General features: G+C 63.7%; 13 protein-coding genes. 5 read left to right on the top strand and 8 right to left on the bottom strand.

Features of this window, described 5'->3' with window-relative positions:
• Positions 1-6 precede the first annotated feature (6 nt).
• Positions 7-1239, bottom strand: a complete 1233-nt coding sequence (locus tag AT395_RS07375; protein WP_048627671.1) for an efflux RND transporter periplasmic adaptor subunit — start codon at positions 1237-1239, stop codon at positions 7-9.
• A gap of 340 nt (positions 1240-1579) precedes the next feature.
• On the opposite strand from AT395_RS07375, the gene AT395_RS07370 reads away from it, so the two are divergent.
• The 4 genes from AT395_RS07370 to modC all read left to right on the top strand — a co-directional run bounded on the left by AT395_RS07370 (position 1580) and on the right by modC (position 5438).
• Positions 1580-2245 carry a TetR family transcriptional regulator gene (locus AT395_RS07370; protein WP_042112336.1) on the top strand — a complete coding sequence of 222 codons (666 nt, stop codon included), beginning with the start codon at positions 1580-1582 and terminating at the stop codon, positions 2243-2245.
• Positions 2246-2609: 364 nt separating this feature from the next.
• On the top strand, positions 2610-3431 hold the full coding sequence (modA, locus tag AT395_RS07365) for a molybdate ABC transporter substrate-binding protein (RefSeq protein ID WP_224787463.1): 822 nt from the start codon (positions 2610-2612) through the stop codon (positions 3429-3431).
• Positions 3432-3643: 212 nt separating this feature from the next.
• Positions 3644-4342, top strand: coding sequence for a molybdate ABC transporter permease subunit (gene modB / locus AT395_RS07360; RefSeq protein WP_048627702.1), 699 nt, complete (start codon positions 3644-3646; stop codon positions 4340-4342).
• Positions 4332-5438, top strand: a complete 1107-nt coding sequence (modC, locus tag AT395_RS07355; protein ID WP_042112339.1) for a molybdenum ABC transporter ATP-binding protein — start codon at positions 4332-4334, stop codon at positions 5436-5438. The genes modB and modC overlap by 11 nt, the downstream gene beginning before the upstream one ends.
• A gap of 89 nt (positions 5439-5527) precedes the next feature.
• Here modC and AT395_RS07350 read toward each other — a convergent pair whose 3' ends face one another.
• From AT395_RS07350 to AT395_RS07330, 5 genes are all read right to left on the bottom strand, one after another.
• A complete protein-coding gene (locus AT395_RS07350; protein WP_048627672.1) occupies positions 5528-5830 on the bottom strand; it encodes a hypothetical protein in 303 nt (100 codons plus the stop codon).
• A gap of 81 nt (positions 5831-5911) precedes the next feature.
• A complete protein-coding gene (locus AT395_RS07345; protein WP_231606002.1) occupies positions 5912-6640 on the bottom strand; it encodes a molybdopterin-dependent oxidoreductase in 729 nt (242 codons plus the stop codon).
• A gap of 119 nt (positions 6641-6759) precedes the next feature.
• Positions 6760-7395 carry a cytochrome b/b6 domain-containing protein gene (locus AT395_RS07340; RefSeq protein WP_048627673.1) on the bottom strand — a complete coding sequence of 212 codons (636 nt, stop codon included), beginning with the start codon at positions 7393-7395 and terminating at the stop codon, positions 6760-6762.
• A gap of 130 nt (positions 7396-7525) precedes the next feature.
• Positions 7526-8071, bottom strand: a complete 546-nt coding sequence (locus AT395_RS26280; protein WP_082117614.1) for a winged helix-turn-helix domain-containing protein — start codon at positions 8069-8071, stop codon at positions 7526-7528.
• A complete protein-coding gene (locus AT395_RS07330; RefSeq protein WP_048627674.1) occupies positions 8061-8678 on the bottom strand; it encodes a CoxG family protein in 618 nt (205 codons plus the stop codon). The genes AT395_RS26280 and AT395_RS07330 overlap by 11 nt, the downstream gene beginning before the upstream one ends.
• A 320-nt stretch (positions 8679-8998) precedes the next feature.
• Between AT395_RS07330 and AT395_RS07325 the strand changes: the two genes are divergently transcribed.
• On the top strand, positions 8999-10018 hold the full coding sequence (locus tag AT395_RS07325; RefSeq protein WP_048627675.1) for an XdhC family protein: 1020 nt from the start codon (positions 8999-9001) through the stop codon (positions 10016-10018).
• Positions 10019-10200: 182 nt separating this feature from the next.
• Here AT395_RS07325 and AT395_RS07320 read toward each other — a convergent pair whose 3' ends face one another.
• Positions 10201-10647: a carboxypeptidase regulatory-like domain-containing protein gene (locus AT395_RS07320; protein WP_042112344.1), complete on the bottom strand. Its 447-nt coding sequence runs from the start codon at positions 10645-10647 to the stop codon at positions 10201-10203.
• A 129-nt stretch (positions 10648-10776) separates the two neighbouring features.
• The gene (locus AT395_RS07315; protein ID WP_048627676.1) at positions 10777-12324 is read right to left on the bottom strand and encodes a DegQ family serine endoprotease; all 1548 of its coding nucleotides are present in this window, start codon (positions 12322-12324) and stop codon (positions 10777-10779) included.
• Positions 12325-12442: the final 118 nt, after the last annotated feature.

Raw genomic sequence — 12442 nt, 5'->3', positions numbered from 1 at the left:
TCCGCGTTATTGAGCGTTGGCGGCCGAGGCAGTGCTCGCCTGCGAGGCAGATGCTGCCGCAGCCGGTGCACTGGCCCCCGCCGGCGCCGGCGCCGCCCCCGGAAGCTGTGCCGGCACAGCCTTGGCCGGCGCACCCGGGCGTACTTTCTGCAGACCCGACACGATCACCTGATCGCCCACTGCCAGGCCCGAGCTCACCAGCCACTTGTCGCCGATCGCGCGATCGGTCACCAGTTGACGCAGTTCGACCTTGCCTTCCTTGTTCACGATCAGTGCCGTCGGCTGACCCTTCTGGTCACGCGTGACACCCTGTTGCGGCACGAGCAGACCGCCTTCCTTCACCCCTTCCTGGAGTCGGGCGTGCACGAACATGCCGGGCAGCAACTCGCGGTTCGGGTTCGGGAAGATAGCGCGCACAGTCACCGAACCGGTCGTCTGATCGACGGTGATGTCGGAGAACTGCAGCTTGCCTTCGAGCGGGTATTTCGTGCCGTCTTCCAGCGTCAGTTCGACCTTGGCGGCGTTCTTGCCTGCGCTTTGCAGCTTGCCCTCAGCCAGCGAGCGGCGCAGACGCAGTCCCTCGGCGGCCGATTGCGTCACGTCCACGTACATCGGATCGATCTGCTGAACGGTCGTCATGAGCGTAGCGGCGCCCGATTGCACGTAAGCGCCTTCGGTCACCTGCGACAGGCCGGTGCGGCCCGAAATCGGTGCCGGCACGTCGGTGTAGCCAAGGTTGATGCGCGCCGTTTCGACCGCGGCCTTACCGGACTGCACATCGGCGTCGGCCTGTAGCGCGGCGGCCACAGCGTTGTCGTAATCCTGCTTCGAGACGGCTTCAACGGCGACCAGTTGCTTGTAACGATCGGCCAGCAGCTTGGTCGAGGCCTGATTCGCGACGGCCTTGGCCAGCGTGGCCTTGGCGTTGTCATAGGCGGCCTGATACGTTGCCGGATCGATCTTGTACAGACGCTGGCCTGCCTTGACGTCACTGCCTTCGGTGAAATCGCGCTTGAGCACGATGCCGTCGACGCGCGCACGCACGTCGGCAACGCGGAAGGGCGAGGTGCGTCCGGGCAGGTCGGTCGTCAGTGTTACGTTCTGGGGTTGCAGTGTCACGACGCCGACTTCCGGCACCATGCCCTGCGGCTGCTGCGGCTTCTTGCCGCACGCGGCCAAGGTCAATACCGCGAGTGCCACGGCCGTGACCATCCCCAGTGAACTTCTCTTGACGTGCATATACGCCCCCGATAAATGGAATGCGGTCAAACAAAATGACGATACGTTGCGACGATTGCGGTGGCGACGATTGCCGTGGCGAATACCGTTCAGCAATCCTGTCGCACAAAGACGGGTCGGCGAGTGCCAAAGGCCCGGGTGATCCGGCCTCAAATGGCTCCCTTACATCGGTGAGGTTTTTCCCTTAGACGAAGGAGCTTAAATGTTCCCTGTGCAATAGAGCAAGCGGCTGCTATTATAGATACATTCATGAATGTATGTAAATCATATTGCGTCGCACCAAAGTGCGTCCCGGTTTACATCGCATTTTGCAAATTTCCGCCGCCCCTGTGACACGACGATGGCCCGCAGAACCAAAGAGGAAGCGATCGAGACCCGCAATCTGTTGCTCGACACCGCCGAAGCGGTGTTTGCACAGAAAGGGGTATCGCGCACGTCGCTCTCCGACATCGCCGAAGCTGCGGGTCTGACCCGTGGCGCCATTTACTGGCACTTCAAGAACAAGATCGACCTGTTCAACGCCATGACGGACCGCATCCGCCTGCCCATGGAGCGCATGATCGACGAAGAATGCGCCGAGCCGGAGAATGGCGATCCGATGGAGCGCATGCACGATATCTGCAAGCTGGTACTCAAGGAGACGGCGCGTAACGAGCGCCGCCGCCGTGTGCTCGACATTCTTTTCCACAAATGCGAATACACGAACGAGATGCTTTCGGTGCTCGAGCGTCAGCGTGAAGCATGTGCCGACGGCAAGCAGCGCATCATGCGAGACATGGAACGCGCCATCGAGCGCAACCAGTTGCCGAAGCATCTCGACACGCGCCGCGCGGCGATCATGCTGCACGCGCTGGTCGTCGGCATGATGTCGGACTGGCTGTTCCTGCCCGACTACGATCTCGGCGCAGAATGCGATGCCGTGGTCGACGGCTTCTTCGACATGCTGCGCACAAGCCCGGCCATGCTGCGCCCGGAAGGTAAAACGCCGCAAGCCGCCCTCGCCTGAAGGTCCGCGTCGACCGACGCCCCCCCTCCTAAGATTTACTACATATATTAATTAGCAGGCGCCCGTGACCGGGCGCTTGTCTGTTCATGCCCGGCCAGCGCGTGAAGTCATGCACGCCGTCCCGATTTCTCCGTTTCATGGTGCGGAGTTGCCGCATGGGATCACATTCGGGCGCCGTGATACGGCGTATACCTGTACAGCGTCGAAGCGTTATATATAATCCTACATAACGCGTTGCGCGCACTGCGCGACCGGCAATCCGGCCTCGCCGCCCGATCGCACCCACGAGTTGGCTCAAAGCATGCGGCCTGTTCGCCGCCACACATCGAGCCGACCTCGCCACCCCATGCTGGAGACCACATTCGTGAAAGCCGTCGTTATCGTTAAACTCGTTAGCTTCAAGTCCCAAGCCCCGCAGAAGACTGGCACGATGTTGCGCCGCGCACTGGGCATTGCCACGGTCGGCGCAAGTCTGTTGTTTGCCGGTCACGCGGCAGCCCAGCAAGTGTTCGCCGCCGCCAGCATGAAAGACGCCCTTGACGATCTCTCGGCGGCCTACACCAAGGAAACCGGCAAGAAACCGGTGCTCGTGTATGGCGCCAGCTCGACGCTCGCACGCCAGATCGAGAAAGGCGCGCCGGCCGACGTATTCATCTCGGCCGACCAGGACTGGATGGACTACGCGCAGAAGCACGACCTGATCGACACGACCACGCGCCGCAACCTGCTGGGCAATGAGCTGGTGCTGATCGCACCGGCCACGACCATGGGCGACATCGATCTGAAGCCGGGCATCGATCTCGACGCCAAGCTCGGCAACGGAAAGCTCGCCATGGGCGATCCGGCCCATGTGCCGGCAGGCCTCTACGGTAAGGCTGCGCTCGAAAAGCTCGGCATCTGGACGAAGGTACAGGGCAAGGTTGCCGCCGCCGATAACGTGCGCAACGCCTTATTGCTGGTCGCCCGCGGCGAAGCGCCTTACGGCATCGTGTACAAGACCGACGCCAACGCCGAGAAGCGCGTACGTATCGCCGGCACGTTCCCGGCCGATAGCCACGCGCCGATTGTCTACCCGGTTGCCGTGACGAAACAGGCCAACCGTGCCGACGCCGATCCGTTCTACAAATTCCTGCAAACCCCGACCGCGCAGGCCACGTTCCAGCGTTTCGGCTTCGGTCGCCCGTGATTTCGCCGCATCGGTAACACTTGGTGGACATACAGCACGCATACCAGGAACGCCTTTCGCGCTCGAACAGGCGAGATCCGCTACAGTCCCGGTATTCCTCCAATGCGTTGGCCGCCGGTGCCGTCGCCCACGGCGCTGGCGTTACCTTTCGCAGGACCGGCGCGTGAGCGTCTGGCCAACCCCGCTACCCACTATCGCTCGCCCGAATGTTCATGAGTCTCAGCCCGGAAGAATGGGGCATCGTCGAACTCAGCCTGCGCATTGGCTTATGGGGCACGCTTTGCAGCCTGCCCTTCGCCTATGCGGCCGCATGGCTGCTCGCTCGCCGGCACTTCCCCGGCAAAACGTTGCTCGATGCCGTCCTGCACCTGCCGCTCGTACTGCCGCCGGTGGTCGTCGGCTTCGCGCTGCTCGTGCTGTTCGGCGCACAGGGCGCCATCGGCAAGCTGCTGCGCGAGTGGTTCAACTTCACCTTCGCGTTTCGCTGGACGGGGGCCGCGCTCGCCGCCGGCGTCATGGGCTTCCCGCTGCTCGTGCGAGCGATCCGGCAGGCGCTCGAATCGTCCGACACCCGGCTGGAGCAAGCGGCGCAAACACTGGGGGCAGGCCCTTGGCTCACCTTCTTCACGGTAACGTTACCGCTGAGCGCCACCGGTGTGCTGCACGGCTTCGTGCTCGCGTTCGCTCGCGCCCTCGGCGAGTTCGGCGCGACGATCACGTTCGTCTCGAATATTCCCGGACAGACGCAGACGCTGCCGCTCGCAATCTACACCGCCACCCAGGTGCCCGACGGCGACGCACTGGTCTGGCGTCTGTGCGCAATCTCGGTCGCGCTGGCCGTGGCAACGCTCATCTTCTCCGAAGTGCTGATTCGCTTCGGCCATCGCAAGGCGCTCGGTTATGACGGTTGAAGTTCGTCTCCAACATGCGTTCGGCGACTTCCGGCTCGACGCCGAATTCGCCGCCGGCATGGGCGTGACCGCGCTGTTCGGGCCGTCCGGCAGCGGCAAGAGTACCGTCGTCAACGCGGTATCCGGCCTGCTCAAGCCCGACACGGGGCGTATTGTCGTGGGCGATGACGTCCTCTTCGACAGTGCCGCAGGCGTCGCGCTGCCAACGTGGCGCCGCCGTGTCGGCTACGTGTTTCAGGACGCGCGCCTGCTGCCGCATCTGACCGTACGGCAGAACCTGCTGTTCGGCCGTTGGTTACGCCGCCGCGATGTGGCAGCGGCGGGCACCGGCGCCATTGCACTGGAACATGTGGTCGAGGTGCTGAATCTGGGGCATCTGCTGAGTCGCCGTCCCGGGGCGTTGTCTGGTGGAGAGAAGCAGCGCGTGGGCATCGGCCGTGCCCTGCTGTCGTGCCCCCGCATGTTGCTCATGGACGAGCCGCTTGCCTCGCTCGATCACGCGCGGCGTCTCGAAGTGCTCGACTATCTCAATCGCATTCGTCACGAGTTGAAGCTGCCCGTGCTGTACGTGACGCATTCGCTCGACGAGGTCATGCGGCTGGCCGATCAGGTCGTGCTGTTCAAGGACGGCCGCACGATCTCGCAAGGTGCCCCCGCCGACGTGCTCAATAGGCATCGCGACGCGCTCGACGGCGCAACCGAAGCGCCGGGCACGGTGCTGGAGACACGCATCGTTGCGCACGACACGCGATACGGTCTGACAACGCTGGCCGTAAACGGTAGCGACACGATCCGGTTGCGTGTACCGCGAGCCGGTGGCGAAACGGGCGACGCCTGCCGCATTCTCGTGCGCGAGCGCGACGTTGCGGTCGCTACGGCACCGCCCGTCGACACCAGCGTGCTGAACGTGCTGCCCGCCCGCGTAGTCGCGTTGCGCGATCTGGGCGACTCGGTAGAAGTGGGGGCTGCGCTCGCCGGCGACACCGCGGGCACGATACTTCGCGCACGCATCACGCGATTCTCTGCCGATCAACTGCGACTGGCTGCGGGCCAGAACGTGTATCTGCTGATCAAATCGGTGGCGCTGACCCGATAAGACTGCGGGGTAACGACAAAACAGCAACAAACGACAAGGCGTCGCGTCGGAGGTCCGCCGCGACGCCTTTTGGCTTTACCGCGCGTGGCTTACTGCCCCTTACCCATGGCGTCGCCCTTGGACATGCCATCGCCCTTGTCCATCTTGCCCATGGCGTCGCCCTTCTTGCCCATCGCGTCACCCTTCTTGCCCATCGCGTCACCCTTCTTGCCCATCGCGTCGCCTTTGGACATCTTGCCGCTCTTGTCCATGTCCTTGCTCATGGCGTCGCCTTTGCTCATCGCGTCGCCTTTGCCCATGGCGTCGCCCTTGCTCATTGCGTCCTGTGCAAACGCCGCTCCGGTGCCAAGCGCCAGTCCCATTGCCATCACCGCCAGATATCGCATTTTCATTGCCGTAGTCCTCCAAGAGTAAGTGTGTGCTGCCGGAACGCCACGAGGGTGCTCCGTAAAACGTGGAGTCGCGCGCAGGCGTCAACTGCCACCGAACCAGTTGTATCCCTGGTCCTCCCAGTACCCGCCCGGATAGGTGTTGGTCACGAAAATCGCGCGGATATGTTTGGGATTCTTGTAGCCAAGCTTCGTGGGAATGCGCAGCTTCATCGGGAAGCCGTACTCCCTTGGCAGCGTCTGGCCGTCGTAGGTAAGGGCGAGCAACGTCTGCGGATGCAGTGCCGTCGGCATGTCGATGCTCGTGTAGTAGTCGTCGGCGCATTTGAAGCCGACGTAACGCGCCGTCGTGTCGGCCCCAATGCGCCGCAGAAAGTCGGAGAACGTCACGCCGCCCCAGCGACCAATGGCGCTCCAGCCCTCCACGCAGACGTGTCGCGTGATCTGCTCCGCTGCACGCGGGCCGGCGAAATCGCGAAGCGCATCGAGCCGCCAGGGTGCCTTGTCTGCGATCAAACCGGACAATTCCAGTTGGTAATCGGCGGCGTCGACCACCGGCGCTTCGTCCATCGAATAGAACGCGTTGAACGGGAACGGCCGCGTAATGCTCGATGCCGGGAACGTCGGCGCCAGCACATTCTGGCGAAACAGTGCGGCCTGCACCCGGTCGTTCCAGCACGAGATTTTGTCCAGCGCCGACTCCACACTGGCGTTGTCGTCGAGCGAACACCCTGAGAGCAATGCGACCCCGCCGAGCGACAACGTGCGGGTCAGGAAGGCTCTGCGCGAGGGCTCGGCCACGCGACGCGTCATCAACGCGCGCGCTTCATGAAGAATCGCCTCGCCGTCGCGCACGATCGGGGCGCTGGGCGGAACATGGTGAGGTTTTCGTTCGAGGGTCATGACCATTCGCTCTCTCGTAGACGGCGCGCTCAGCGACCGGTAATCATCGTGCGCAGCGTGCGAGGCACGAGCGCCACCATGACAACGTGCACTGCAATAAACGCGACAAGTCCCGTCATCGCCAGGAAGTGCACCAGGCGTGCCCCCTGAAATCCGCCAAACAGCGTGCACAGCCAGCCGAGTTGCACGGGCTTCCAGACCGCAAGCCCCGACGCCACGAGCAGCACAAGGTCGAGTACCGCGAACAGATACGCGGCGCGCTGCACCTGGTTGTACTGGCGGGGATCGTCGTGCGCGAGACGGCCGCGCAGCGCGGCGAAGGCGTCGCGCAACACGCCGCGCAACGTCAGCGGAAAGAAGCGGCGTACGAGACGGCCGCTCGCAAAATTGAATAGCAGGTAGACGAGCCCATTGGCCGCCAGCAGCCACATCGCGGCAAAATGCCAGCGCAGCGCGCCGCCGAGCCAGCCGCCGAAAGTGATCTCGTTGGGAAAGCGAAAACCGAAGATGGGCGACGCGTTGTAGATGCGCCAGCCGCTCGTGACCATCACGAGAACGGCCAGCACGTTCAGCCAATGCGTGACGCGCAGCCAACCGGGCTGAACCGGCCGGGACCGCACCGGGGGCTGTGCCACCGGCGGCACGGACTTCGTCAGACTGGACATGGGGACCTCCATCGCGGGGTTCGCGTCGATGGAGTCAGTGTCGCTTCAGGCCGGTGACGAAGTCCTCACGGAGAGATAACGTTTTCGTGATAGTTGGCGTGACAGAAAATACGCGAACGGCGGCCGGTTTTCACCCCTCGTCCGGGTCGACGGCCTTGCTGCCTTTGAGATAGGCGTCGAAGGTCGGCACATGCGCGTCGAGAAGCAAGCGGATTTCCTTGATGAGCGTGTCGTAGTGCGCCGTGAGGTTCTGCGCGAACGGCGTGAGCTGCGCGCCGCCACCGGACACACCGCCGATATGGCGGGTGACGAGCGGCTCCCGGAATTCGTGGTTCATCGCTTCGACGAGCAGCCACGCCCGACGATAGGACATGCCCATGCGACGTGCGGCCGCAGAAATCGACCCCGTCGCTTCGATGGCACGCAGCAACGTGAGGCGCCCGGGCCCGAACACCGGTGTGTCGCCATCGCGAATTCGCACGCGTACGTCATAACTCGCCACACCTGCCGGAGCCGGGGCCTGGCTCGCGGCTTCCAGCGCTTCGGCTGCCGCCAGCAATTCCCGCGCAAGCGCGCCTGGGGCCTGCTCGCCAATGACAGGCACGATGTCCGGCCCGCCCGCTTTTTCCCGTTTGCCCGCCCCACCTTCTTTCCTCTGACGACGCTCAACTGGCATGGTTGCCCCACAACACGATCAGGATCAGGACAACCGCTGCCACGGCCCACGGCCACCAGCGCGCTATCTTGCTGCGCGCGGCGGCGGTATCGCGCGTCGCCCCATGGGGCGCCAGCGCGGTGGCCGCCGTGCTATCGGGGGCAACGGCCTCGTCGAGTTTGTGGTGCGGGGCAATGGCGGCCGTCAGGCGCGTGAAGAACTCGTCAGCGAGCTTGCGGGCAGCGCCTTCGATCTGCGGGGAATCCAGATGGGCGTACTCGCCGCCGAATTGCGCCTTCAGGTCATACGTGAGCAATGTGTTCATCGGTCCTTGCGATTGCAACGTGACCGCCGCCTTGCCGAGCGTATGCCCGGCCGACGAGCCCAGTCCGTCGAAATTCAATGTGTACGCGCTCGGCGCAACCACGTCGGAGAGGGTGATGCGGCCGTTCCAGCGCCCGCTTACCGGTCCCAGCGAGGCGGCGACAACGATCGTCCATGTCGTGTCGTCGATGCGCTCGATCGATTCGCATCCCGGAATACACCCGCGCAGCACGCCCGGGTCGTTCAGCGCGATCCACACGACGTCTCGTGCCGCCGGCAACCGCCGGCTGTTCTGCAGTTCCATTGCCCCCTCCCCGAACGCGATGTGTCAACGCGTGAGTGTTGCGGCGATGCCGTGGTGTTATCTCGAACCTCAAACTATTGTGACACGAGTTACCTCACGTCAGATCATGCCTGCGACATTGGGTCCGACGCCCGCCCTGCCCCTCGGAAAACCGTCGTCGGACCGCAAAGCCGGGGGGTGAGCGGAGTATTGGCTCAAATACAGCGCAAGCCAAGGCGGGATATACTCGCCGGATCACATCGAGCGGTGAATGGATAGCGAGGGTCCCGTGTCCGGGCCTCCCTCCGCTGCCGCTTGCGTATTGGCGAAGGAACCGTGCTATGGACAGTGTCGATCTGGAAGTGCTGAAGTCCGCCGTACAGTGGACCCGCGCGGGCTTTTTCGTCACGCTGGGCACCGTTGTGCGCACCTGGGGCTCTGCCCCGCGCCCCGTGGGCTCGATGCTCGCGATTCGCGAAGACGGCCATATGGTCGGCTCCGTCTCGGGCGGCTGCGTGGAAGACGATCTCATCGCCCGCATTCGCGACGGCGACTGGCCGCAGGATCGCCCGCAACTCACGAGCTACGGGGTCACCGCCGAAGAAGCGCACCGCTTCGGGCTGCCCTGCGGCGGCACGCTGCAACTGGTGCTCGAACCGCTGAGCGATGCCTCGCGCATTCCGGAACTGCTCGACGCCATTGCGCAATTCCGCCTCGTGGTGCGCGAACTGGACATGGCCACCGGTGCGGTGCGCATAGCGCCGGGCCACCATACGCCCCCGCTTGAGTTCGATGGGATCCGTCTCATCACCTCGCACGGCCCCCGCCACCGGCTGGTGGTGATCGGCGCAGGGCAATTGTCGAAATACGTGGCCGGAATGGCGTGCGCGCTCGATTATCACGTGATCGTCTGCGATCCGCGCAGCGAATATGCCGACGAATGGCAGGTGCCGGGCACCGAGTTGTCGCGTGAGATGCCTGACGATCTGATCGTGCGGCTGCAGCTCGACTCGCACAGCGCCGTGCTCACGCTCACACACGACCCGAAGCTCGACGACATGGCGCTGCTCGAAGCGCTCAAGTCCCCCGCGTTCTACATCGGCGCCATTGGCTCACGCGTGAACAATGCGCGACGCCGCGAGCGGCTTTCGCTCTTCGATCTGAGTTCGACGGAGATCGAACGGCTGCACGGCCCGGTCGGCATGCATCTTGGCGCACGCACCCCGGCAGAGATCGCTGTGGCGATTCTTGCCGAGATGACGGCGATCAAGAACGGCATCGCCGTCAGGCAAACCTTCGCAGTGCGCGCGGAGGAAGATACCGCCGACGGCGAAGCCTCCGAGTGCCGCAGCACGGCCTGAGCAACCGCACGTCGGGCCGACATTCCGCGCGTCGCGCATCGCCTTGCCCAGCACGAAAAAAAGCGCCGCCATGTCAAACATGGCGGCGCAACTCGCTCACTCGTTGCTGAGTGGTACTGCCTGGTACTGCCTGGGTTACCTCGTCATTCGTGGCCCTTCACCCGGCTCGACCGATCGGCACATCAGTCGTGCGGCCACAGGAATGTTGCTGCGGTGTGGCCCTTCCCGGGCACATGGACATCCTTCGTCATAGGCTTGCCCTTATACGTCGCCTTCACGGTGTAGCTGCCTTCGGGCAGTTTCACGAGCATGAACGGCCCTTTCGAGCGCGTATCGAGCACCGTGGTGCCACCGTGCATGATCTGCACCTGAACGTCGGCGATATACTCGTTTGCGCCGTCGCCACGCGCCGCCATCTCGATAGACAGCGGCCAGCGCGAGGCCTCACGCTTGAAAGCTCCCGATTCGTCGCTATCGATGCCGCCCGACACATACGTCACGTTGCCTTGCTGCATCGACGGCGGCAGCATTCCGCCCTGCGCATGGGCGACGGATATGCCGCCCAGACTCCCGGCGATTGCCGTGGCCATCGCCGCGGCTACCGACCAGCGTTGCCATTGTTGCCACATGTTCGACCTCCCGTTCATGTCGTCACGAAATCGGATCGCACCGGTGATGCAGCCGCCGCAGTATCGCGACCGCCACGGCACCGGTACACAAGGTAGTGCGTGGCATCCCGTGCTTGTCTCCTCCGGCATTTAGCCGAGATCGACCGGGATGAAAATTTGTTGCCCGTCGCGCTGCACCAGCAACGCGACATTATTACCCGCCTTCTTGAGCTTGTCGCTCAGTTGCGAAGCACTCGTCACCGGCGTGCCATTGAGCGACAGGATGATGTCGCCCGGCTGCACGCCCGCCTGCTCCGCCGGGCCGCCGACACGCGCCACGAGCAGACCGTTGGCGACCTGCGCCGCGCGCTTCTCCTCAGGCGAGAGTTCGCGTACCGCGAGGCCCAACCGGCCGTGCGTGGCCGAGTCATCGTTGCTCGCAACGTCCTTCTTCTCGTTCAACGCCGCCACCGTTACGCTCACATCCTGCTTCGCACCATTCCGCCACACGGTCAGCGTTGCCTTCTGGCCCGGACGCATATCCGCGATCTTCTCCGGCAACTGCACCGAATCGTCGATGGTCGTGCCGTTGACGGCCAGAATCACGTCGCCCGGCTTCAGGTCCGACTTCGCCGCCGGTCCATTCTTGTCGATGGACGACACCAGCGCCCCCGTCGGCTTGGGCAAACCGAACGACTTCGCCAGCGACTGGTTCACCTCCTGAATCGCCACGCCAATGCGCCCGCGACTCACCTTGCCGTATTGCTGGAGTTGCGACTTGACCTTCATCGCCATGTCGATCGGAATCGCGAACGACAACCCCTGGAAACCGCCGGTGCGCGAATAGATCATCGAGTTGATGCCGATGACTTCGCCGTTCAGATTGAACAGCGGCCCGCCCGAATTACCCGGATTGACCGGCACGTCCGTCTGAATGAACGGTGTGTAATTCTCGTCAGGCAAGGCACGTGCCTTCGCCGACACAATACCTGCCGTTACCGTGTTGTCGAAACCGTAGGGCGACCCGATGGCTACGACCCATTCGCCCGCCTTTGTCTTCGCCGGATCGCCGATCTTCACCGTCGGCAGATCCGTCGCGGCGATCTTGAGCAACGCCACGTCGCTCGCCTTGTCGCTGCCCACGACCTTCGCCTTGTACTCGCGTTTGTCGGTGAGCTTCACCGTCACCTGACTCGCGTCGTCCACGACGTGCGCATTGGTCAGGATGTAACCGTCCGGGCTCACGATGAAGCCAGAACCGAGACTGCGCGTCGGTCCGCTGCCGCCATCGCCGCCATCGTCGTTGCCGCCGCCATCGTTACCCGGCGCGCCGTAGAAATGACGGAAGAACTGGAACAGCGGATCGTTTTGATCCATGCCCGGCGGCATTGGAATGGCCGCCGATCCGCGCGCCGCCGAAGGTTTCCCATCGTGCGTCACACTGATGTTGACTACCGCCGGTCCGTATTGTTCCGCTAGTTGCGAGAAGTCCGGCACCAGCATGCGCGGCGCGGTATTCGGGGTGTTTTGCGCGCCAGCGACCGGTGTGGCCAGCGCCGGATTGGCCGCATTGGCGTCGCTGACCATCTCGGAGGCGATCGGTGCCTGCCAGTGCTGGCGTCCCGCCACATAGCCCCCCGTCATGGCAACGAGCACGGCACTGGCAACCAGCGTACGAGTGAGCTTCGAGGTCCGCATGAGTTTCTCCTTACTGACGACCACGTTTGACATGACTGTGATCGTAGAGAGGCTCCCTTAAGGCAACCTTAAGACGCGCAAAAGTCACTCATCGAATCCTGGCGAGCGCGATCTTGAG

This window comes from Pandoraea apista (assembly GCF_001465595.2).
GTDB lineage: Bacteria > Pseudomonadota > Gammaproteobacteria > Burkholderiales > Burkholderiaceae > Pandoraea > Pandoraea apista.
The sequence above is the reverse complement of the archived record's forward strand: the minus strand, read 5'-3'. Positions and strand labels throughout refer to the sequence as shown.

Bases quoted from the DNA above. Each gene is read 5' to 3' on its own strand.
- AT395_RS07375 (WP_048627671.1), bottom strand. From the start codon at position 1,239: ATGCACGTCAAGAGAAGTTCACTGGGGATGGTCACGGCCGTGGCACTC.
- AT395_RS07370 (WP_042112336.1), top strand. From the start codon at position 1,580: ATGGCCCGCAGAACCAAAGAGGAAGCGATCGAGACCCGCAATCTGTTG.
- modB (WP_048627702.1), top strand. From the start codon at position 3,644: ATGAGTCTCAGCCCGGAAGAATGGGGCATCGTCGAACTCAGCCTGCGC.
- modC (WP_042112339.1), top strand. From the start codon at position 4,332: ATGACGGTTGAAGTTCGTCTCCAACATGCGTTCGGCGACTTCCGGCTC.
- AT395_RS07350 (WP_048627672.1), bottom strand. From the start codon at position 5,830: ATGAAAATGCGATATCTGGCGGTGATGGCAATGGGACTGGCGCTTGGC.
- AT395_RS07345 (WP_231606002.1), bottom strand. From the start codon at position 6,640: ATGACGCGTCGCGTGGCCGAGCCCTCGCGCAGAGCCTTCCTGACCCGC.
- AT395_RS07340 (WP_048627673.1), bottom strand. From the start codon at position 7,395: ATGTCCAGTCTGACGAAGTCCGTGCCGCCGGTGGCACAGCCCCCGGTG.
- AT395_RS26280 (WP_082117614.1), bottom strand. From the start codon at position 8,071: ATGCCAGTTGAGCGTCGTCAGAGGAAAGAAGGTGGGGCGGGCAAACGG.
- AT395_RS07330 (WP_048627674.1), bottom strand. From the start codon at position 8,678: ATGGAACTGCAGAACAGCCGGCGGTTGCCGGCGGCACGAGACGTCGTG.
- AT395_RS07325 (WP_048627675.1), top strand. From the start codon at position 8,999: ATGGACAGTGTCGATCTGGAAGTGCTGAAGTCCGCCGTACAGTGGACC.
- AT395_RS07320 (WP_042112344.1), bottom strand. From the start codon at position 10,647: ATGTGGCAACAATGGCAACGCTGGTCGGTAGCCGCGGCGATGGCCACG.
- AT395_RS07315 (WP_048627676.1), bottom strand. From the start codon at position 12,324: ATGCGGACCTCGAAGCTCACTCGTACGCTGGTTGCCAGTGCCGTGCTC.